The 20,665-nt window shown below is 39.4% G+C and carries 20 protein-coding genes and 2 tRNA genes; 7 read left to right on the top strand and 15 right to left on the bottom strand.

All coding sequences use genetic code 11. From position 1 onward, the window contains the following. Positions 1–854: 854 nt before the first annotated feature. Positions 855–939, bottom strand: a tRNA-Leu gene (locus tag PALI_RS02145). A gap of 281 nt (positions 940–1,220) precedes the next feature. On the opposite strand from PALI_RS02145, the gene PALI_RS02150 reads away from it, so the two are divergent. Further along, positions 1,221–1,715: an RDD family protein gene (locus PALI_RS02150; RefSeq protein ID WP_138585451.1), complete on the top strand. Its 495-nt coding sequence runs from the start codon at positions 1,221–1,223 to the stop codon at positions 1,713–1,715. 97 nt (positions 1,716–1,812) lie between these two features. On the opposite strand, the gene lptG is transcribed toward PALI_RS02150, so the two are convergent. Together lptG and lptF are read right to left on the bottom strand one after the other, a co-directional pair. Beyond that, positions 1,813–2,880 (bottom strand): LPS export ABC transporter permease LptG, encoded by a 1,068-nt coding sequence (gene lptG / locus PALI_RS02155; RefSeq protein ID WP_193154732.1) that lies wholly within the window; start codon positions 2,878–2,880, stop codon positions 1,813–1,815. Continuing rightward, positions 2,877–3,989, bottom strand: coding sequence for an LPS export ABC transporter permease LptF (gene lptF, locus PALI_RS02160; RefSeq protein ID WP_193154733.1), 1,113 nt, complete (start codon positions 3,987–3,989; stop codon positions 2,877–2,879). Before lptF ends, lptG begins: the two co-directional genes overlap by 4 nt. Before the next feature lie 286 nt (positions 3,990–4,275). Between lptF and pepA the strand changes: the two genes are divergently transcribed. The 3 genes from pepA to PALI_RS02175 all read left to right on the top strand — a co-directional run bounded on the left by pepA (position 4,276) and on the right by PALI_RS02175 (position 9,307). Next, on the top strand, positions 4,276–5,787 hold the full coding sequence (gene pepA, locus PALI_RS02165) for a leucyl aminopeptidase (RefSeq protein ID WP_138585453.1): 1,512 nt from the start codon (positions 4,276–4,278) through the stop codon (positions 5,785–5,787). A 158-nt stretch (positions 5,788–5,945) separates the two neighbouring features. Beyond that, positions 5,946–6,392, top strand: coding sequence for a DNA polymerase III subunit chi (locus PALI_RS02170; protein WP_193154736.1), 447 nt, complete (start codon positions 5,946–5,948; stop codon positions 6,390–6,392). Between the two features lie 59 nt (positions 6,393–6,451). Beyond that, entirely contained in the window at positions 6,452–9,307 is a 2,856-nt protein-coding gene (locus PALI_RS02175) for a valine--tRNA ligase (RefSeq protein ID WP_193154737.1), read from the top strand. A 113-nt stretch (positions 9,308–9,420) separates the two neighbouring features. Here PALI_RS02175 and PALI_RS02180 read toward each other — a convergent pair whose 3' ends face one another. Beyond that, a complete protein-coding gene (locus tag PALI_RS02180) occupies positions 9,421–10,698 on the bottom strand; it encodes an outer membrane protein transport protein (protein ID WP_193154739.1) in 1,278 nt (425 codons plus the stop codon). Between the two features lie 284 nt (positions 10,699–10,982). Between PALI_RS02180 and PALI_RS02185 the strand changes: the two genes are divergently transcribed. Then, a complete protein-coding gene (locus PALI_RS02185) occupies positions 10,983–11,306 on the top strand; it encodes a hypothetical protein (RefSeq protein ID WP_193154741.1) in 324 nt (107 codons plus the stop codon). Here PALI_RS02185 and PALI_RS02190 read toward each other — a convergent pair. Both PALI_RS02190 and PALI_RS02195 read right to left on the bottom strand, forming a co-directional pair. Further along, positions 11,266–12,495 carry an HD-GYP domain-containing protein gene (locus tag PALI_RS02190; protein WP_193154743.1) on the bottom strand — a complete coding sequence of 410 codons (1,230 nt, stop codon included), beginning with the start codon at positions 12,493–12,495 and terminating at the stop codon, positions 11,266–11,268. The genes PALI_RS02185 and PALI_RS02190 overlap by 41 nt on opposite strands. A gap of 172 nt (positions 12,496–12,667) precedes the next feature. Continuing rightward, positions 12,668–12,742, bottom strand: a tRNA-Arg gene (locus tag PALI_RS02195). Between the two features lie 248 nt (positions 12,743–12,990). Here PALI_RS02195 and PALI_RS02200 point away from each other — a divergent pair. After that, positions 12,991–13,173 (top strand): helix-turn-helix domain-containing protein, encoded by a 183-nt coding sequence (locus PALI_RS02200; protein ID WP_077537060.1) that lies wholly within the window; start codon positions 12,991–12,993, stop codon positions 13,171–13,173. Here the strand turns inward: PALI_RS02200 and PALI_RS02205 are convergent. The 3 genes from PALI_RS02205 to PALI_RS02215 are packed head-to-tail and all read right to left on the bottom strand — an operon-like array spanning position 13,170 to position 14,894. Continuing rightward, positions 13,170–13,982: a phosphotransferase gene (locus PALI_RS02205; RefSeq protein WP_193154745.1), complete on the bottom strand. Its 813-nt coding sequence runs from the start codon at positions 13,980–13,982 to the stop codon at positions 13,170–13,172. The two genes, PALI_RS02200 and PALI_RS02205, sit on opposite strands and share 4 nt — an antisense overlap. A gap of 3 nt (positions 13,983–13,985) precedes the next feature. After that, entirely contained in the window at positions 13,986–14,603 is a 618-nt protein-coding gene (gene pnuC, locus PALI_RS02210) for a nicotinamide riboside transporter PnuC (RefSeq protein WP_138585458.1), read from the bottom strand. Between the two features lie 39 nt (positions 14,604–14,642). Next, positions 14,643–14,894, bottom strand: coding sequence for a hypothetical protein (locus PALI_RS02215; RefSeq protein ID WP_077537057.1), 252 nt, complete (start codon positions 14,892–14,894; stop codon positions 14,643–14,645). Between the two features lie 271 nt (positions 14,895–15,165). Between PALI_RS02215 and PALI_RS02220 the strand changes: the two genes are divergently transcribed. Next, on the top strand, positions 15,166–15,405 hold the full coding sequence (locus PALI_RS02220; protein WP_077537056.1) for a DUF2960 domain-containing protein: 240 nt from the start codon (positions 15,166–15,168) through the stop codon (positions 15,403–15,405). A gap of 32 nt (positions 15,406–15,437) precedes the next feature. On the opposite strand, the gene alr is transcribed toward PALI_RS02220, so the two are convergent. The 6 genes from alr to rplI form a co-directional block, all read right to left on the bottom strand. Beyond that, positions 15,438–16,517, bottom strand: coding sequence for an alanine racemase (gene alr, locus PALI_RS02225; RefSeq protein ID WP_138585460.1), 1,080 nt, complete (start codon positions 16,515–16,517; stop codon positions 15,438–15,440). Further along, positions 16,517–17,896: a replicative DNA helicase gene (gene dnaB, locus PALI_RS02230; protein ID WP_077537054.1), complete on the bottom strand. Its 1,380-nt coding sequence runs from the start codon at positions 17,894–17,896 to the stop codon at positions 16,517–16,519. Before dnaB ends, alr begins: the two co-directional genes overlap by 1 nt. 112 nt (positions 17,897–18,008) lie before the next feature. After that, positions 18,009–18,947, bottom strand: coding sequence for a DUF4097 family beta strand repeat-containing protein (locus PALI_RS02235; RefSeq protein WP_138585461.1), 939 nt, complete (start codon positions 18,945–18,947; stop codon positions 18,009–18,011). Between the two features lie 9 nt (positions 18,948–18,956). Then, a complete protein-coding gene (locus PALI_RS02240; protein ID WP_193154747.1) occupies positions 18,957–19,439 on the bottom strand; it encodes a hypothetical protein in 483 nt (160 codons plus the stop codon). Further along, the gene (locus PALI_RS02245) at positions 19,426–19,974 is read right to left on the bottom strand and encodes an RNA polymerase sigma factor (RefSeq protein ID WP_193154749.1); all 549 of its coding nucleotides are present in this window, start codon (positions 19,972–19,974) and stop codon (positions 19,426–19,428) included. Before PALI_RS02245 ends, PALI_RS02240 begins: the two co-directional genes overlap by 14 nt. 231 nt (positions 19,975–20,205) lie before the next feature. Further along, positions 20,206–20,658, bottom strand: coding sequence for a 50S ribosomal protein L9 (rplI, locus tag PALI_RS02250; RefSeq protein WP_193154751.1), 453 nt, complete (start codon positions 20,656–20,658; stop codon positions 20,206–20,208). Positions 20,659–20,665: the final 7 nt, after the last annotated feature.

A 20,665-nucleotide genomic window follows, 5' to 3' on the forward strand; every position in this document is an offset into this window, starting at 1 on the left:
ACAGATGATTGCTTTATATTGTTAAAGAACGTTTTGAGTCGCTTTAGCGTCTCAAGGGATGCGAATAATACACCCTTTATTTTTCGAGTCAACACTTATTTTTAAACTTTCTTTTGGAAGATTCAAAACTGAAGTTTTATGTAACTCTCTGAGTCGTTGCTGCCTCGCTATGCGTTGCCGTTTCCCGTCTCAGTGGGGTCGCATTATAGGGAGATCCGAGCGGGGGTCAATGTTTTATTTCAGCTTTTTAACAATTAAATGAATTTAGTATAAAAGCTATACAAATAAGGAGCTAAAAGGAAATTTCAGCTCAAATATCAGGCTAAACATGATGCATCTACTATATATAAGGCGTACTTATAGCCCATAAACCAATTCCACTACTATAATACCTACAAATAATGTAAAGCGGCTTTGTCTAATTTTAAGTGTCCTCACTTTGTTTTATGAAAAATAGCACTCTCGTATTACTAATATAACCTGAACTCTGGATAATAAATCTATCTCGAGCAGCTATTTTCAGCGCTAACTGCGTTGAATTTACTTGCAATAGGCCCGCTATTGACGCGTAAATTCGCCTTGTTTTCACTGAAAATCTCTGGCTAGAGAAAATGAATTTAAATATCACCATAATTCAATGCGTTAGTGAATCTCTTAACCAGAGATCAGGTTAAATACTATTATTCTATTTGAGTCCATTTAAAAGCAAAGGCTGCTAATATTTAGATGATACGATCGGGGGCAATAATAAAAATGAAAATACCGATAAAAAATCCGTTTATAGTGAGTTAAAAATAAAACCCAAATTTCAGACATAAAAAAACCCCGACCAATTTGGTCGGGGTTATAAAAAGTGGTACCAGCGGGCGGACTCGAACCGCCACTCCTTTCGGAAGGGGATTTTGAATCCCCCATGTCTACCAATTTCATCACGCTGGCATAATTTTTCTTTGAACTTCTAAGTAGTAGAAGATAAAGAAAAACCACTTTAGAGCTAAGGATTATTTATTTGCCTTCGTCTCTATGCTAAGCATTATACAAACAATAAGGTTGGCAGCAAGCGTTTTATCGCATTACGACAATCAACCGCTTAACATTTGAGCAATCATTAACATTTAAAGATAAGCATACGCATAGGTGTTGCTGCAACGTCTATAGATCCTAGTATTTATGAGCTTATTTGCTAAACTAGCGCGCATATTAATAGTGAGAGTGTATTTATGTCAGGTGAGTTTTCTCGTGCAAGTTTTTGGCGGCGTTTTGCGTCTTTGATTTACGACGCTTTAGTTGTAATTTCCTTATCTATGCTTACGGCTATACTTTACTTTGCGGTAATTCAGGGCTTAATTGCATTAGACTTTATTGCTCAGACGGATGATCCTGCTGCTTTTATCCAAGACTCGCCACTGCTATACGGAATTAGAAGTGCGCTATTTGTAGGTATTAACGTTTTCTTTTTTGCATATTTTTGGACTAAAAGCGGCCAAACTATTGGAATGCGCGCATGGCGTTTAAAAGTACAAACGCTCGAAGGTAATCTTATTAGCTGGCCTCAAGCAATTGTACGCTGCGTAAGCTCCTTGCTTGGTTTGGGTAATTTAGTCGTGTTAGTTGATTTAAAAAATAAAAAAGCATTACAAGATTATGTATCTAAAACTGAAGTTATTGCATTAACAAAAGAAGAGAACAAACGTGTTTATCGAGAGCTTGATTAATCTCAACAGTGGGGTTAAACAAATATTAAAAAGCGTGACAATTTGATTTGGTCACGCTTTTTTTGTTTAGGCGAAATGCTCTGCTATATATCAAACATTAGACTCGTTTATTCATTAAGTAAGTTGCAAAACCTATAAATATGATACTTGGCAATACGGCCCCCACAAAGGCAGGAATTTGATAAACCATTACCACAGGGCCAAATATTTCATTTGTTAAATGAAATACAATACCAGTTACAACTCCCATAATGATGCGAGCCCCCATGGTAACCGTGCGCAGTGGACCGAATATAAACGACAGTGCTACAAGTAACATTACAGCTATAGATATTGGCTGCATAAGCTTACGCCAAAGCGCTAGTTCATAAGTACTTGTATCTTGCTCATTCTGTTTTAAATAACCTAAATACGACCATAAACCAGAAAACGATAACGATTCAGGTTTTACCGATACAACTCCTAATTTTTCGGCGGTTAATTGTGAAGCGTAAAACTCTTCAGCAACTTGTTCCGTCGTGATCTGTTCATCCGTTATTATCACTTTGTTTATATCACGTAGTAACCAACCTTCATTTCTGCTGACCGCATTTTTAGCTTTTGTTATCTGAGTTAGGTCTAACGACTTATTAAAGTGATACATATGCACACCGTGCAGCATTCCATTTTGGTCAACATCTTCTATATTAATAAAGTTATTACCATCTTTAGCCCATACACCTTTTTGCGCATTAAATACATCACCACCATGAATTGCTTGATTACGCATTTCTTTTGCATGTAACTGTGCTTCGGGAGCGCCCCACTCACCAAGCGCCATCATACAAATAGCCATAAAAACGGCGGTTTTCATAACAGATACAATAATTTGTAAGCGCGACATGCCTGCAGCCTGCATAACTACCAGCTCACTGTTAGAAGCAAGAGCCCCTAGTCCTGTTAAGCCACCTATGAGTGCTGCCATCGGGAAAAAAACAACTAAATCACCAGGAATAGTATACAAGGTGTAAAGCATTGCGGTCATTAAATCATAACTTCCACGCCCTACCGACTTTAGCTGTTCGATGAATTTGATAAGGGTGCTAATACCAGCCAAGACTAATAAAGCAAAGCCTGTTGTTTGTAAAATACTGCGCCCTAAGTACCAATCAAGCGTTTTCATCATGAACCTAGCTCCCGTTTAATTACAACAGCTTTGAGCCAAGCACCAAGTGACCGCCCTTTAATAATTAACAATCCGCCAATGAATAGGGCACTTAAGTGGATCCACCATAAGCCAATTGAGGGAGGGATTTTGCCATCTTCAACAGCAAATTTAGCCGCATTAAGTAAAATAAAATAACCTAAATACAAACCAATAGCAGGCACCAATTTGGCAAACTTACCTTGACGAGGGTTCACCACACTCAATGGTACAGCTAGCAAAGTGAGCAATGGAATAGAAAGAGGAATAGCTAGTCGCCATTGCCACTGCGCAATCGATTCGGGTGTATTGATTTTGAGTAATTGATTGGTAGGTACTGCTTCTAGCTTACGGCGTTGATGCTCTATTTCTTGCTCGCGAATTTGCACACTGTACCCGTCAAATTCAGTTAAGTTAAGCGCTGGCGTTGAGCCATCAGTTTCATATCGTTTACCATCAGTAAGTACCAGTTGTTGCTCGCCACTTAATGCCTCTACTACAACACCTTGCTCTGCATATACTAGGCGCGCTAAGTCGTCTTTTTCGTTATTAGGTAATTGCGCTACAAATACTTTGTTTAATTCTTTACCGCCATTTTCAATGTTGTGAATAAACACCACCGCTTTTTCGTTGCCGGTTTCTTGAAATCGCCCTGCTCTGAGCGCAGATAAACCAGCATCGGCTTTAGCTTGTTCTTTTAATTGATATTCTTGTTCACTTGCCCATGGTGCTATATACATAGTGAGTGCTGCGGCTAAAAATGCCAACCCAGCACTTGATATAAGTGTTACGCGTACAACGTACCACTCACTTACGCCGCAGGCTTTAAGTACTGTCATTTCGCTATCTGCATAAATGCGGCTGTAAGCCAAAATAATGCCTAAAAATATACTCAGCGGAAGTATTAAAGATGCTAATTGCGGTAATTTCAGAGCAATCATCGACAAGACTAATTTTGCGGGGATACTGCCTTCAGAGGCATCACCTAAAATAACAACTAACTTTTGCGACAAAAATATTGTCATTAAAGTTAAAAATACGGCGACCTGCGATTTTAAAACCTCAGCGGTCAAATAACGGAAAATTAGCAATGCTCGCCCCTGTTAAACATGAAATTTCACTACAATAGTGAGTGTTGAATCGTAAAATAGCTATTTTACGCAGTTGATACTGACAAATAGGCTATTATTATAAGCCATCAAAAATAATTATCCTACCTAAGTGCACGATATAATGTTGCATTAGTAGCCCTTAAACATATAAAGTTCAATTACACAGTAAGAGTCTAGCAAAATCGGCTAATATTATAGTTATTAGACTAAAAATCTTTTTTAGCCCCTATTTAATAGCTTAATTGACTCAAAACCAGGAGTAACAATGGAATTTAGCGTAAAAAGTGGTAGCCCAGAAAAACAACGTAGCGCATGTATTGTGGTTGGCGTTTACGAGCCACGTAGGTTATCCCCCATTGGTGAACAACTCGATAAAATCAGTGATGGTTATATCTCAAATTTACTTCGTCGAGGCGATTTAGAAGGTAAACCAGGTCAAGTTTTATTATTGCATCATGTACCTAACGTATTAAGCGAGCGCATACTGCTTGTAGGCTGTGGTAAAGAGCGCGAACTTGACGACAAACAATATAAACAAATTATTTCTAAAACAATAAATACTTTAAATGATACCGGCTCGATGGAAGCGGTATGCTTTTTAACAGAGCAGCATGTTAAAGGTCGCGATACATACTGGAAAGTACGCCAAGCGGTAGAAACTACACAAGATTGTTTATATACGTTTAACCAGTTAAAAAGCAAAAAAGTAGATCCTCGCCGTCCACTTCGTAAAATGGTGTTTAACGTGCCAACGCGTCGCGAACTTACTATTGGTGAAAGTGCGATTGAGCATGGCTTAGCTATTGCTGCAGGTAGCAAGTTATGTAAAGACGTAGCTAACATGCCACCAAACATTTGTAATCCTGCGTATTTAGGCGAGCAAGCACAAGAGCTGGCAAGCAATTTTGACAACATTACTGTTGATCTTATAGGTGAAGAGCAAATGGCAGAACTAGGTATGAACTCATACCTAGCTGTTGGTCGTGGCAGCGTTAACGAATCAGTTATGTCAATTATTAACTATAAAGGCGCAGCCGACGATCAAGCGCCTATTGTTCTTGTTGGTAAGGGTTTAACGTTCGACTCAGGCGGTATTTCATTAAAACCTGGCGAAGGCATGGACGAAATGAAATATGACATGGGTGGCGCTGCAGGTGTTATTGGTGCAATGCGCGCATTAGCACAAATGCAATTACCTATTAATGTGATAGGTATTTTAGCGGGTTGTGAAAACATGCCTGGCCCAAATGCTTATCGTCCTGGTGATATTTTAACAACTATGTCAGGGCAAACGGTTGAAGTGTTAAACACCGATGCCGAAGGCCGTTTAGTGTTATGTGATGCGTTAACGTACGTTGAACGCTTTGACCCAGATACTGTAATTGATGTAGCAACGCTTACAGGTGCATGTATTGTAGCCCTTGGCGCACATGCAACGGGTTTGCTGTCAAATCATAACCCTCTGGCACACGACTTATTAAAAGCCTCTGAGCAAAGTGGCGACCGTGCGTGGCAGTTACCGCTGTGGGATGATTATCAAGATCAACTAGACAGCCCATTTGCTGACTTTACTAACTTAGGTGGACGCTCTGCAGGCACTATTACTGCGGCATGTTTTTTATCTAAGTTTACTAAAAAGTACAACTGGGCGCATTTAGATGTAGCCGGTACAGCATGGAAAAGTGGTGCTAAAAAAGGTGCTACCGGCCGCCCTGTCCCTATGCTTACTCAGTATTTATTAAATAGAGCAGGTGTGAGCGAAGCCGCTCAAGATTAAAGTGAACATTTAACTTTAAAGCTGTTTATAAGGCGCCGTTTGGCGCCTTATTTATTTGTGTATTAATTGAAGCAAAACGCGTTATATGGCAAAATCTGCCTCTTAATTTATGTGTATCAACTTAGTGCGCATTTAATGTGATGGGAAACCCCGATACAATGAACATGAACGCTAAATTTTTCGTTCTAAAACAGCAAGATGAATCGTTGGCAAAGCCAGGTGATCATTTTGCTTTGGCAGCACAAATTGCAGCCGAACAGTATCGAAATGGTCAACGTGTATTTATTTGTGTAGATAACAACGAGACCGCCTGTGCCATTGATGAAATAATTTGGGCATTCGATCCCGACAGTTTTGTGCCTCACAACCTGCAAGGCGAAGGCCCTAAAGGCGGCGCGCCGGTAGAAATTGGCATCACACCTCCTGTTGGTAATCGTAAAGTTTTAATTAATTTGGCTAATAACTTACCGGATTTTATCCGTCGATTTAACCAAGTTTTTGATTTTGTACCCGTAGAACCCGCTGCTAAGCAAGCTGCTCGCGAGCGCTTTAAAAAGCTGCGCCAACTCGGTGCCAATATCACCACGCAAGATATTAATAACTAAAACACCTTTAGTTAAATAGCTAACCAACTAATTTAAGTACTTATTTAAGGTTCTGTGTAATGGATAAAACCTACAATCCGCAAGATATTGAACAGTCTCTATACCAAGACTGGGAACAAAAAGGCTACTTTAAGCCATCTGGCCAAGGCACCCCATATTCAATTATGATCCCGCCGCCAAATGTCACTGGTAGCTTACACATGGGCCACGCCTTCCAAGATACAATAATGGATACCCTAACGCGTTTTAAACGTATGCAAGGTAACAACACATTATGGCAAGTAGGTACTGACCACGCAGGTATTGCAACGCAAATGTTGGTTGAGCGTAAACTGCATGCTGAAGAAGGTAAAACACGCCACGATTTGGGCCGTGAAGATTTTATTAATAAAATCTGGGAATGGAAAAAAGAATCAGGCGGCACTATCACTAAACAACTTCGTCGCCTTGGCGCATCGGTTGATTGGGATCGTGAACGTTTTACAATGGATGATGGTTTATCTGAAGCCGTTAAAGAAGTGTTTGTACGCCTCCATAAAGAAAATCTAATTTATCGAGGCAAACGCCTAGTAAACTGGGATCCTAAATTACACACTGCTATTTCTGATCTTGAAGTTGAAAACAAAGATAAACAAGGCCACATGTGGAACTTACGTTACCCACTGGCCGACGGCGTAACAACACAAGACGGTAAAGACTACATTGTAGTAGCAACAACTCGCCCAGAAACTATGCTGGGTGACTCGGGTGTTGCAGTAAACCCAGATGACGAGCGCTATACTGATTTAATCGGTAAAGACATTTTATTACCCATCGTTAATCGTCGTATTAAAATAGTTGCTGATGAACATGCCGATAAAGACAAAGGCACGGGCTGTGTAAAAATAACGCCAGCGCACGACTTTAACGATAACGAAGTAGGCAAGCGTCATCAAATGCCGATGATCAACATTTTCGATAAAGACGCGGCTATTCTTACCCAAGGTGAAACATACACCTTTGACGGTAAAGAGCTTGAGTTTGATGCACCGATTCCTGAGCGCTTACATGGGCTTGATCGTTTTGCTGCGCGAAAAGCAATTGTGGCTGAATTTGAAGAACTTGGCCTACTTGAAAAAATTGAAGATCATGGTTTAACGGTTCCTTACGGCGACCGCTCTGGTGTGGTAATTGAGCCATTACTTACTGATCAATGGTACGTACGTGTTGCACCACTTGCTGAACCTGCAAAAGACGCAGTTAAAAATGGCGATATTCAATTTGTACCTAAGCAATACGAAAACATGTACTTCTCGTGGATGAACGACGTACAAGATTGGTGTATATCACGCCAGCTTTGGTGGGGTCACCGCATCCCAGCTTGGTACGACAATGAAGGCAACGTATTTGTTGGTCGCGACGAAGCTGAAGTACGCCGTGAAAACAACATTGCAGACAGCGTAACGTTAAGCCAAGACGAAGACGTACTTGATACGTGGTTCTCATCAGCGCTTTGGACGTTCTCTACACAAGGTTGGCCAGAAAACACCGATGATTTAAAAACTTTCCACCCGTCTGACGTGTTGGTAACTGGTTTTGATATTATTTTCTTCTGGGTTGCGCGCATGATTATGATGACGCTGCACTTTGTAAAAGACGAAAATGGCAAACCACAAGTTCCGTTTAAAACCGTGTATGTAACTGGCTTAATACGTGACGACAATGGCGATAAAATGTCTAAGTCAAAAGGTAACGTACTTGACCCACTAGATATGATTGACGGCATTGAGCTTGAAGACCTAGTACAAAAACGTACTGGTAATATGATGCAGCCAAAACTTGCCGCTAAAATCGAAAAAGATACGCGTAAAGTATTTGCAGGCGGTATTGAAGCACACGGTACCGACGCCCTTCGCTTTACCCTTGCTGCAATGGCATCTACCGGTCGTGATATTAATTGGGATATGAACCGCCTTGAAGGTTACCGTAACTTCTGTAACAAATTATGGAACGCGAGCCGTTACGTATTAATGAACACAGAAGAGTTAGATTGTGGTTTTGCAAACGGTGCGCAAACGGAGCTTTCATTAGCTGACCGTTGGATTTTAGGTCAGTATGAAGCAACCGTTAAAACCTACACAGAACACCTAGATAACTACCGCTTTGACTTAGCCGCTAACACACTTTACGAATTCACATGGAACCAATTTTGTGATTGGTACTTAGAGCTAACTAAGCCTGTATTATTCAAAGGTTCTGAGGCACAGCAACGTGGTACACGTAATACACTTATTACCGTACTTGAAAGCTTACTGCGTTTAATGCATCCGATGATGCCATACATCACTGAAACTATTTGGCAACGCGTTGCACCACTTGCAGGCCTTGAAACAGCGGGCACCAGTATTATGGTTCAGCCGTTCCCTGTATATAATGAAGCAAGCGTTGATGCTAAAGCGATGGAAGACTTAGAATGGGTTAAACAATTCATTTTAGCTATTCGTAATATTCGTGGTGAAATGGATATTAGTCCAAGTAAACCACTGGGCGTATTACTTGCTAATGCATCAAGCGACGACATGCGCCGCATTGAAGAAAACAAATCATTTTTAGCGTCACTTGCAAAAATTGAAGAGTTTACAATGCTTGAAAATAAAGATGATGCACCAGCATGTGCTACTTCTTATGTTGGCAACCTTGAAATTATGATCCCAATGGCGGGCTTAATTGATGTAGAAGCCGAGCTTTCGCGTATTAATAAGCAACTCGAAAAAGCCGAAAAAGGCCTAGCACAAGTGCAAAACAAACTCGCTAACGAAAAGTTTGTAAACAACGCACCTGAAGCCGTACTTGCTAAAGAAAATGCAAAACTGGCTGAGTTTAGCGATGCTAAAACTAAGCTACTTGCGCAAAAAACTAAAATAGAAAATTTATAATTTTAGTTATTATGCCTGTTTAGCATTTGTTAAACAGGCATTAAAAAAGCCGCTCACTTATTAAAATGAGCGGCTTTTTTGTGTCCTGTGATTAACCACAAGACACTTCTACATTAAAATTTGTAGTTGTACTGAGCACCAATTAGCACTGCATGACCTTTTGATTCAAAAGACCACTCAGAACCCAGTTTGTCTTCTTCAGTAAAGTTTTGTGTTTTACCACGAAGTACGCTCACACCTAAATCGACATTTGAATTTTGATCGATTGTATAATTACCACCAAACGAGAACCAAAAACGATCTGTATCTGGAATCGAGATTGATAAGTGTGTTTGTGATACAGGAGACTCATCAAATGCAACACCTGCACGTAGTAATATGTTTTCATTCAACTGGTAGTCTGAGCCAATTGAATAACGCATTGAATCAGAAAAATCTTCTGTTTTTTCAAATGCACTAAACTTATTACCTGTTGGTGATGTTACTTGTGCTTCTAATGAATCAAAGCTACTCCAGCCTGTCCATAATACACTGTAGTGAAGACCTAATTTGTCATCAAGTTGGTGTGAACCAGAAAACTCAGCGATTGCTGGTAGTGCAATTTCAACAGAGCCAGGTAGTACTAACTTTCCATCTAAGCCACCAGGGATAAATGCTGAAGGAAGCTCATTAGAGTAATCACCTTCAAAAGTAATATCTGTTTCTGTACGGTAGTTAAAACCAAAACGGCTATTTTCATCTAATTGATACATTAAGCCAATATTTAAACCGTAACCCACATCATCACCTTCAAGATTGACAGCATCAGCTGAAGCAGGGATCGGTAATGGAGAAGCACCAAACTTACGAATAATTTTTGCTTCAGCGTAAACGGCGTTTAAGCCAACGCCAAAACTAAACTGTTCACTTACTTTGTAAGCAACGCTGGCATTCATGTTAACAGTTAAAATTTCAGTTTCACCTGCAATTTGGCCTGCAGCATAATCGTTATCAAATTCAGTCGCTAAACCAAAGTTAGAAAAAACACCAAAACCAACAGATACTTTATCGTTAACTGGCATCGTAAAGTAACCAGCAGGAACAATCGCACTTGGCACAATGCTATCTTCATCTAATACACTGGCTTGTAAACCATTGTTTGTACCAGTTCCTTCAAGGCTTACATCAGGGATAACGCTAATCGCTGCAACACTGAATTGCTTGTTTTTGAATAATGTCATTAGCGCTGGGTTACGAGCAACTACAGACGCATCATCTGCAATAGAGGCTTCACCTGCGTATGCACGGCCTAGACCTGATGCATTTTGTTCTGCAAGTTGGAATGCGGCAGCAAATGTATCTGCAGAAACAAATGCCAGCGATACTGCAATTAGAGTTTTAGTAAATTTCATTGTTGTGTCCTTAACCAAACGAACTGTTTGGGTAGCTATGTGTGTTGTTATTAAGATTTAAAACCCGAGTACACTACCTTAATTTTTTGTAAAAAACCCTAGTAACACGTCACAAAACACCAAAAAACATGATTTTTAACGACATTATAACAACTTATTAAAACTCATCGGATGAGAAATGTGCTATTAGAGTATAAGCTCTAAATGTAACTAATTATCATTTAGATTGACTTGAAATCTATTGCAATTTACACTTCTTTAAAAATCGCAAAGGAAATAAAATCGTGATCATTTCACTCATTATAGGTGGCCTTGCTTTTTGTGGTGTAAGTGTTTTTTGTTTTTATAAAGCAAATTACTGTGCCTGCACGCGGGCAGGTCAATGTGATAATCCGGTAAATCATTATTGGGTAGGTGCCATGTTTAGCGCATTAATTTCTCTTGCACTGTGCTGCTTAGCGTTACATGTAGAATGGGGAACTTTATTGTGGTTGATACTTATGGGAAGCTGTTTCTTAGGCGCGTTTATTTCAAGTAAACAATATCAATATAAGCAATGTAAAAAGGCTACTCAAGCAAGTGCTCTTTTAACAAACGAGATAAATTAATTTTATAGTCTAATGGTTTAACACTGGCTAAAATTTTAAGATCTTGAGTGTTATCACTTAAATCAATATCTTTAGGAGTAACATGATGATTATGCTTTGCATTGTAAAACAGTTTCACCTTCGGCTTAATTGGGTTCGATTTATTACCCTCTAACACCAACGCCAATCGTTCATTTGTAAGCTTTACAATAGTACCCACTGGATGCACACCTAGGCACTTAATAAAGTGCTGCACTAATTCGGCATCAAACATCTGCTTGTTAGCCAGCAGATAGCGCAGAGCATTAATTGGTTCATCCCCGTCTTGATGATGTCGATCGGCAGTCATCGCATCATACACATCGACAATCGCCATAATACGCGCAGGACGACTTAGGTTTTCAGCTTTAATAGCACGAGGATAACCAGACCCATCTAAACGCTCATGGTGATTTATTATCATATCAAGCATCAGTGGTGTTATTCCTTTAACTCCCTTAACTAAACCTAGGCTTTGTGAAACATGCTTTTTAATTACTGTAAGCTCATTTTTTGTAACTGGAGTTGGTTTTGAAAATATACCTTGAGGTAATTTAGCATGACCCAAATCGTGCAATAATGCCCCCATTGCAAATTCTTGCACTAACGACTCTTCATACCCTAAATACTTTGCAAATACAGCCGTAAAAATAGCGCAGTTGATCATGTGTCGCCAGTTGTAGCTATGCTTATCTTTAATACGTGTAAGAATAGTCATAGCATTTGGATTACGAAAAACTGAGGCAACTATTTCTGTTACTATTTCATCGAGCATATTCAAGTTAAGTGTTAAACCAGAGGTTAAATCCCCATACAAAGCTTGTAGCTTTCTATTATGTTGATCGTAATTAACACTTGCCTTAGCAAACTCTTGTTTTACGGTTACGCCCGACTGTAAATTATCAGCCTCCTCTACCTCTTTCGCCTTTTTACTTTCAACAACTTTAGGCTCTACTTTCGGCCTGTATTTAACGGGTATTGCTGCATCGCCTTTCTCAAAGTCGATAATGAGTTCTAAGACCCCTTCAGCCACCAAGCGATCAATAATAGAGCGACTTCGCACTAATCCACTTGTCTTAATTTTTATGCTATCAATCCCTTCATGTTGCTTTGCAACACTATCAACATACATGCCGGGAGTAATCTCTGATATGGGTAAGGTGATCAGCATAAAAGTGGGGGTTTCTAAATTTAAGGAATATGCACCTTAAGTATCATTATTTAACCCTAAAAGTCTACTCTTTGAGTTATTCTCAATAACATATGACTAAAAAGGATTATTAATATGACGAGTATTTTAAATAAGATCTTGGAAATATAATTGGCAAGGGATACAAAGCAAATGGCGCTCTCGGTAGGGATCGAACCTACAACTCAGCCTCCGGAGGGCCACGTGATATCCATTTCACCACGAGAGCACATTTGTTGCCGCCACACCAACTCGCGATATCAGTGCTTTAGCATGCATAATGATAAAGATATCTTCCGCTAAATACTAGTGCATTTAACTTTAATGCTCACAAATCAAACTATTATAAATAAAATACTTAATAAAGAGGCAAAAACGCGCTATTTTATTATAATATTATAAAAAAACAGTAACGACTTAGTAACAAATTCACTATGATATACAACTAGGTTCTAAAATTAAGACGAGGAAGTAATTATGAGTTTAATGTCAACTGAGCAAGTTGCAGAGTTTTTAGGTGTAAAAGTAGAGCGAGTAAAACGCCTTACTCGAGAAAGTTTATTAATTGCTAAATCACAAGATGAAGACGGTGAACCGCAATTTGACGCAAACGAAGTTGCGAAGTATAAAGAATTAGCAGCACGTTTTGGCGGTCTTTAAAACACCATAAGTGTTGTTATTTTATTTAGCTGCGCGCGTAACTCAACCGACTTGTTTTTTATAGCGCGCTGCTCATACCATCCTATGCACAACACTAAATACAATAACTTATAGCAATTAAGTTTATCGATTGATTGAGTGAATTTATTTTTCCTCACGGTGCAATTTTCGTAATCAGCTAATAACACACGTTCATTCTGCTCACTTAAATTAAAACTAATGGCAAGTGATGCCAGATCGAAATATACATCGTTAGTTTTTGCGTATTCAAAATCAATTAAATACATGCCAGAAGCACTAACAATGATATTCTCTTTAACTAAATCATTATGACAAAACCCTTCATTAAACGGCATGTCAGAAATTACCTTAAGCGTCTTTTCTATTTGCGATTGATATTGTTTGTAAATCGTACTGCGTTGATAAAAAAGTAACTCTTGGGCTATATTCATTAGCGGGGTTTTAACGCAATAGGCATGAACTTGAGCTAGTTTATTAATTAAACTATGCGCAACACTCGTACGTGATTGAGCTGTATCACCTTCTATGTAATCAAACGCAGCACACTGGTTTGCCTTATCGAGCCAAAGAGGTGCAGGGCATATATTAAACTCACTTAAAAAACGCTGTGCTTCAAGCCCTATGGCTGGCCAATGGCTTTTATAACACTTTAATAAATGCCCTTGTTGCTTGGTACGTATTAAAAAATTATCATTGCTAAAGCCATTCAGCAATCGCTCACTTGAAATAACGCTTGCAGGCTCTATAAACGCACTACACATTTTTACTAACTGATGATGCTCAATCATTGATTAAAGCTGTGCTAAAGGCTTTGCTTGGCTCTGCTCATACTCTTCATACCAAGTCTTAAAGCCCCATGCAGCCATAATGGTATAGAATATAAAGAGCGCAAGTGTTGGGTAATAGCCTTTTTCATAATACAAATACATAGAAGCGGCATCAATTACAATCCAGTACAGCCAGTTTTCTAGCACTTTTTTAGCCACTAAGTAAGTAGTAACTACTGCAAAACACGTTGTAAAACTATCAAGATAGGCAAAGTCGGCATGAGTATAGTTTTGCATTATGTAGCCAATTACAATTGCGGCCACGGTTGTTGAGCTAATTAGAACAGCATGGCGATTTATCGACCATGATGTAATATTTAGATTTTCGGCTTTGCCTCTTCGCCACACAATCCAGCCAAATACAGCCATATACATATAGTAAAAATTAAGTAGCGACTCCATTAATAGCGCGCCATTCCAGTACATAATAGTATAAATAAGTGTGCTAAAAAATGCAGCTGGCCAGCACCACAGGCTTTCTTTTATTGCCAGTAGTAAATAGGCTATCGATAGCCCTACCGCAATATATTCCCAGTGCGACATTGCTGTAAAACCACTCAAGGTTTGTGTTAAAAAATCCATAGTGTGCAGTTACCGTTTAATTGTGCCATTTGTTATAAATTATTCAGGCGATAAATCGCCAGAAAGAAACTTGCATACAAAAATAGCTTTACCAAACTCTTCATACGAGCGCTTAATTTCGGTGCTAAGTACTTGCATTACTAAATCGTAATCACCAAAAATTTGAGTCGAGAGTGTATTTGTGATCACTTTTAAATCATCATATTCGTTTAATCGGTCAATAAAGCCTTTAATAAACGGAATGTAATCTTGATGGAGTGGGTATTTGCTGATCTCTACTGATAATTTCATTTTTGACTCTTTATTTTAATTACCAATTGCATTAAATTAGTGGTCTATTATAGCGATAAGAAAATAGCACAATAACAAGGCTAAAATTATGATACATAGTTGTTCTATATAAATAATTTTTAACGTCGTTAGTGAGTTATTTAATTCGCTAGAATGATCATGTTTTTAATAAAATTGGTATTATTACCGATTACAATACGTCATTCAATGCTAGAGCCGTTATTAAATACAGTGTAAAATCGCTGTAACACTCAATTGAAATGAGCTTAATATGGCACGTAGAATAACCTATAAATTTAAAAACGAACCGCGCGAAATTAATTTCGCTAAAGATAAATACCATGACATGTATGAAGCAATTGCTGCTGCCGAAGGTATTGATCTGACTAGTTACTTGAGCATGGTACAGCAAATAGAAATGACCTCAAAAGGGTCTGCTTCTGTGCGTAACTTTCGCGACCAGGAATTTGCCCGCATGGGCTTTAGCGATATTTACTTTATAAAAGAGTAAATATCGTAATACAACTAACTTAGTTAGCTGTATTAACGCTGATACTCATAGCTTACGCGCGGTGTAATATTACATAATAGCTCGTAAGGGATAGTATCAGCGCACATTGCTATTTCTTCTACCGGTAGCTCTGGGCCCCACATAGTGACTCTGTCGCCTACTTTAATATTGTGCTCATTAGCACCTATATCTACGCTAATCATGTCCATAGCTACACTTCCCACAATACCATAACGTTGCTTACCTATTATAACTGGCGTGCCCTCTTTAGCATGCCGTGGATAACCATCACCATAGCCCATAGCAACAACGGCTAACTTAGTTGGTTTATCGCTTTTCCAACGCCCACCATACCCTACTGCTTCATTGGCTGGTACATTGCGCACGGCAATTACACGCGTAGTTAAGCGCATAACTGGTTTTAATTTATGTTGTGCACCAATACTATTTGCCATTGGCGATACGCCATACAGCATAAGCCCAGGACGTACCCAATCACCATGGCCGCTTGGCCATGCAATAATACCGGCAGAGTTTGATAAACAATGCGCTTGGTCAATGCCATTCACTAAATTATCAAACGAGGTGATTTGTTGAACCGTTTTCGCATTATCAACATCATCAGCACACGAAAAGTGAGTCATTAAATTAACCGTATTTTTAGCATTAGGTGTTTTTTGAAGACGGCTATAAAATTCATCAAATTGCTCTGGCGCAATACCTAATCGATGCATACCTGTATTTACTTTTAACCAGCATGTTATTGGTGCATCAAGCTTTGCTTTTTCAAGCGCGGCTAATTGGTATTCATCGTGAATAATAGTTTGAAAGTTGTTGGCGAGCAAAATAGGTAAATCGGCTTTGTTAAAAAAGCCTTCTAGTAAAACTATTGGCTTTGTTAAGCCCCCAGCTCGCAGAGCTAACGCTTCATCTATCCGCGCCACAGCAAATGCGTCAGCATTATTTAAATGCTGCGCAATCGTTACTAAACCATGCCCGTAAGCGTTTGCTTTTAGCACCGCCATCACTTTGCTGTTAGGTGCAAAACACTTAACTTGCGCTAAATTATGCGCAAGTGCAGCTAAATTAATTTCAGCAGTGGCTAAGCGCATTAGTAATCGTCATCTACCGCTGGTCCCGCATAGTTATCAAAGCGAGAAAATTGACCTTGGAATGTTAAACGCACTTTACCAATTGGCCCATTACGTTGTTTACCTATGATAATTTCAGCAATACCTTTGTCGGTACTATCTTCGTTATAAACTTCGTCACGGTAAATAAACATAATTAAATCGGCATCTTGCTCTATTGACCCTGACTCACGTAAATCTGAGTTAATTGGGCGTTTATCGGCACGTTGCTCAAGCGTTCGGTTAAGCTGCGAAAGCGCGACAACCGGACATTTTAGCTCTTTTGCTAATGCTTTAAGTGAACGCGAAATTTCTGCAATTTCAAGCGTTCGGTTATCAGCAAGGCTTGGTACACGCATTAGCTGCAAGTAATCGACCATGATCATACTAATGCCGCCGTGGTCGCGGGCGATACGCCTTGCACGTGAACGTACATCGGTAGGTGTTAAGCCCGACGCATCATCAACATACATTTTGCCTTTTTCCATCAACAAACCCATGGTTGATGAAAGTCGCGCCCAATCGTCATCATCTAATTGACCTGTACGCACTTTAGTTTGGTTAATACGGCCAAGAGACGCTAACATCCTCATCATAATTTGTTCTGACGGCATCTCTAGCGAGTAAATTAGTACTGGTTTGTCTTGAGTCATCGCGGCATGTTCCGCAAGGTTCATCGCAAAAGTGGTTTTACCCATTGAAGGACGCGCTGCAACAATAATTAAATCGGATGGCTGTAAGCCCGTCGTCATTTTATCAAGATCGGCATACCCAGTACTGACTCCCGTAACACCATCCTGTGGAGATTGATAAAGCTCTTCTATTTTATCAACGGTTTTTTCAAGGATGTTATGAATACTTTGTGGGCCTTCCGTACTTTTTGTACGTTGTTCAGCTATTTTGAATACTTTGCTTTCAGCAAAATCAAGTAAATCGTGACTAGTACGCCCTTCTGTATTAAAACCCGCCTCTGCGATCTCGTTCGCCACGCCAATCATTTCACGTACAACAGCTCGTTCGCGTACAATGCTCGCGTAGGCGTCAATATTCGCAGCACTTGGCGTGTTTTTAGCAATTTCGGCTAAGTAAGCAAAACCACCAATGCCTGCCAATTTATTATTTTTTTCTAAACTTTCAGAAATAGTGATTAAATCGATTGGATCGCCAATCTCAGCAAGCGCCGTCATCGCCTCAAAAATTAACTTATGCGTGCGGGTATAAAAATCCTGTGATACAACAAGCTCAGCTACGCGATCAAAAGCTTGATTATCAAGCATTAAGCCACCTAAAACAGATTGTTCAGCTTCTATTGAATGGGGAGGAACTTTAAGAGTGTCGACTTGCTTATCTGGTTTGGCCATAACTTCACGGTACTAAAATTGAATGGCTCTATTCTATCGACTTGCAGGGGCTGTGCAAATAGAAAAGCAGGAAATCTTTTCCTGCTTTTTGTAATCTAGAAGGGAATAAGTGTTATTTCTTTCTAAGTTCGATTCGTCCGCTAATCGTATCCATTTCAACGTTAGCATTACCACCATTAATGCTAAATTCTAAATCGCTAGCAGGCCCATATTTAGCTTTTTGAACTTTATCACCGCTGAGCTCATTTATTATTTTGCCATTGGCATGAGCTTCAATTTCAAACTTAGCCGATACATCAGCAGGAAAGAAAAATTCCGCGTCGCCACTTACCGATTCAAAACGAACATCGCCCCCTTTTAAAAGCTCTTTAATGCGCACTTCAGCTTCACCATTTACGGTATTAATACGTAAATTTTTAATACTCGATAGAGTAAATTTTATATCACCATTTACGTTTTCAAGACGTACATCAGTTGCAATTGAGTTTGATTTAATATCGCCATTTACAGCGCTAAAACGTAATTCCCCGCTTGACTGTTTATCATTAATTTCGCCATTTACAGTTTCAAATTGAATATTACCACTGAGGTTTTGTGCGTTTACATCACCATTAACACTAGTGAGTTTAATGTTACCGGCTAAATCGCTTGCTGTTATTTCGCCATTAACTACATCGACCTCAGTGCCGTTGTGTAGCTCTTTTGCAGTGACAGATACATTCACACCTGCAAACTCAAGCGCGCTGCTTTTCGGCATAAAAATAGTCAGTTTTGAACCACCGTCATTGTTATCCCAACTTGTTGTATGCGGCATTTTTACAATAAACTGAGTTTTGTTGCCACTCGTTTTAAGCTCATACCCCTGTGCTTTATCATCAAGCACGCCTGATACTTTAAATTCGTTTTTATCCCAACCAGTTATACTTATATCACCACGTTGGTTTTCAATAAAAATAAGACCTTTATTTGGCACCTCCATTTGCTTATCTATTTTTTCACCGGCAAATGCTACAAGTGGTAATAAGCTCAATCCTAATAAAATCGCTTTCATGTTGTTCTCCTAAATATGCTGCCAATGTGGTGCATGCACTTTGTTAATTAAACTAAGTTGTTGTTGATATATTTGCGCTAACATTGTTAGTAGCGCTCGATTTTGTGGTTCATTTTTAAGCGCTCCCTTTATTGCCTGCTCTGCCTCTTCTAGTTCTTGCAATTGCGCCTGCCAATTGGTGGTTAGTGCCTCTTGGTTTTTATATTGCACAAGTAAGCTTTGCTTTTGCTGTGTAAAGTAATCACTCATCACCATGACTGGCTGTGGCTCTGAGTTTATAACAAACATGTTTAGTGCTATTAACCCGGCAATCGAACATGCAGCTATTGCAGTTAGCTTTGGCCAAACTCTAGTATTTTTTTGTATAGACTTGTTATCAACAATCGCTCGCTCAATCCCCGTCCACAAGTTTTTGCGAGGCGCGACATTCTTATCAAGGGTGTTTAATGACTTGTTTAAATAGTCGTCAAAATTTGGTTTATTCATTTTCATACCACTCTTGTAATAACTGCCTAGCTCGATGATATTGCGATTTACTTGAACCAACGGCCATGCCTAATTGTTCGGCTATTTCTTCGTGCCTATAACCTTCAATTGCAAACAACACAAATACCATGCGTGCGCGCTCAGGAAGCCTTACTATTAACTTATCGAGACCATTTAAGCCTTTGCAGTCGTTAGCCGACTGTTCATCCATACCGCTGTGCTCAATACTTACTACTTTTTGTAACCAGTTTTTTTGCTTGCGTACATAACTAATCGCCACGTTACTGGCAACACTGTAAAGCCAAGTAGAAAACTGCGATCGCCCGTCAAACTGCGCTATTTTGTACCATACATGCACAAAAACTTCTTGGGCTGCATCTTCAGCATGTGCTTCATCGGCCAATAAACGCAAACATAAACCGTAAACACGTTTTATATGCAGCTCATATAACGCTTTGTATGCGCTCTGATCGCCCGACTTAACTCGCTCAATTAATGCAGCTTCGCACAATGGCGCTTGTTCGGGTTTAACGTGTAGCATCCTTGATCTAGCCTTTTAATTATTATTGTTGAGTTGCTATTTAAGTGTATTGATAAGTTAGACGTAATGACAGTTAGAAAAGGTTTAAATGAAATGAAAAAATAATTACAGCAAAATGAGGTTTATAAAAGATTTTATTTAACTGTCTCCTTAACTAATAACTAAAGTTTGCTAAATTACGGATACAAAAAAGCCGCGCTAATAGCACGGCTTTTGTCACTTAATTGAAAATTAAGCTTCAGCGATTACGATTACTTTGATAGTAGCCGTTACGTCTGAGTGAACTGAAATTGATACGTCAAATTCACCAGTCTCACGGATAGTACCTAGAGGCAAACGAACTTCTGACTTAGCAACTTCAACACCAACAGCTGAGATAGCGTCAGCGATGTCACGAGTACCGATTGAACCGAATAACTTACCTTCGTCACCAGCTTTAGATACTAATGTAACTTCTGCTAATGCTTCTAGTTTTTCAGCGCGTGCTTGTGCAGCAACTAACTGGTCAGCGATTTTCGCTTCAAGTTCTGCGCGACGAGCGTCAAACGTTTCAATGTTAGCTTTAGTCGCAGGAACTGCCTTACCTTGAGGGAAAAGGAAGTTACGTGCGAAACCAGATTTAACTACAACCTGTTCACCTAGGCTACCTAGGTTAGCGATCTTATCTAGTAGAATAACTTGCATGTTTCTA

It is taken from the genome of Pseudoalteromonas aliena SW19, from assembly GCF_014905615.1.
Lineage (GTDB): Bacteria > Pseudomonadota > Gammaproteobacteria > Enterobacterales > Alteromonadaceae > Pseudoalteromonas > Pseudoalteromonas aliena.

Excerpts from the sequence above, each read along its gene's own strand:
- PALI_RS02180 (WP_193154739.1), bottom strand. The coding sequence starts at position 10,698 with ATGAAATTTACTAAAACTCTAATTGCAGTATCGCTGGCATTTGTTTCT.
- PALI_RS02220 (WP_077537056.1), top strand. The coding sequence starts at position 15,166 with ATGGCACGTAGAATAACCTATAAATTTAAAAACGAACCGCGCGAAATT.
- PALI_RS02175 (WP_193154737.1), top strand. The coding sequence starts at position 6,452 with ATGGATAAAACCTACAATCCGCAAGATATTGAACAGTCTCTATACCAA.
- PALI_RS02240 (WP_193154747.1), bottom strand. The coding sequence starts at position 19,439 with ATGAAAATGAATAAACCAAATTTTGACGACTATTTAAACAAGTCATTA.
- pepA (WP_138585453.1), top strand. The coding sequence starts at position 4,276 with ATGGAATTTAGCGTAAAAAGTGGTAGCCCAGAAAAACAACGTAGCGCA.
- dnaB (WP_077537054.1), bottom strand. The coding sequence starts at position 17,896 with ATGGCCAAACCAGATAAGCAAGTCGACACTCTTAAAGTTCCTCCCCAT.
- PALI_RS02170 (WP_193154736.1), top strand. The coding sequence starts at position 5,946 with ATGAACATGAACGCTAAATTTTTCGTTCTAAAACAGCAAGATGAATCG.
- PALI_RS02200 (WP_077537060.1), top strand. The coding sequence starts at position 12,991 with ATGAGTTTAATGTCAACTGAGCAAGTTGCAGAGTTTTTAGGTGTAAAA.
- pnuC (WP_138585458.1), bottom strand. The coding sequence starts at position 14,603 with ATGGATTTTTTAACACAAACCTTGAGTGGTTTTACAGCAATGTCGCAC.
- rplI (WP_193154751.1), bottom strand. The coding sequence starts at position 20,658 with ATGCAAGTTATTCTACTAGATAAGATCGCTAACCTAGGTAGCCTAGGT.
- PALI_RS02245 (WP_193154749.1), bottom strand. The coding sequence starts at position 19,974 with ATGCTACACGTTAAACCCGAACAAGCGCCATTGTGCGAAGCTGCATTA.
- PALI_RS02190 (WP_193154743.1), bottom strand. The coding sequence starts at position 12,495 with ATGCTGATCACCTTACCCATATCAGAGATTACTCCCGGCATGTATGTT.
- alr (WP_138585460.1), bottom strand. The coding sequence starts at position 16,517 with ATGCGCTTAGCCACTGCTGAAATTAATTTAGCTGCACTTGCGCATAAT.
- PALI_RS02205 (WP_193154745.1), bottom strand. The coding sequence starts at position 13,982 with ATGATTGAGCATCATCAGTTAGTAAAAATGTGTAGTGCGTTTATAGAG.
- PALI_RS02215 (WP_077537057.1), bottom strand. The coding sequence starts at position 14,894 with ATGAAATTATCAGTAGAGATCAGCAAATACCCACTCCATCAAGATTAC.
- PALI_RS02235 (WP_138585461.1), bottom strand. The coding sequence starts at position 18,947 with ATGAAAGCGATTTTATTAGGATTGAGCTTATTACCACTTGTAGCATTT.
- lptG (WP_193154732.1), bottom strand. The coding sequence starts at position 2,880 with ATGATGAAAACGCTTGATTGGTACTTAGGGCGCAGTATTTTACAAACA.
- PALI_RS02150 (WP_138585451.1), top strand. The coding sequence starts at position 1,221 with ATGTCAGGTGAGTTTTCTCGTGCAAGTTTTTGGCGGCGTTTTGCGTCT.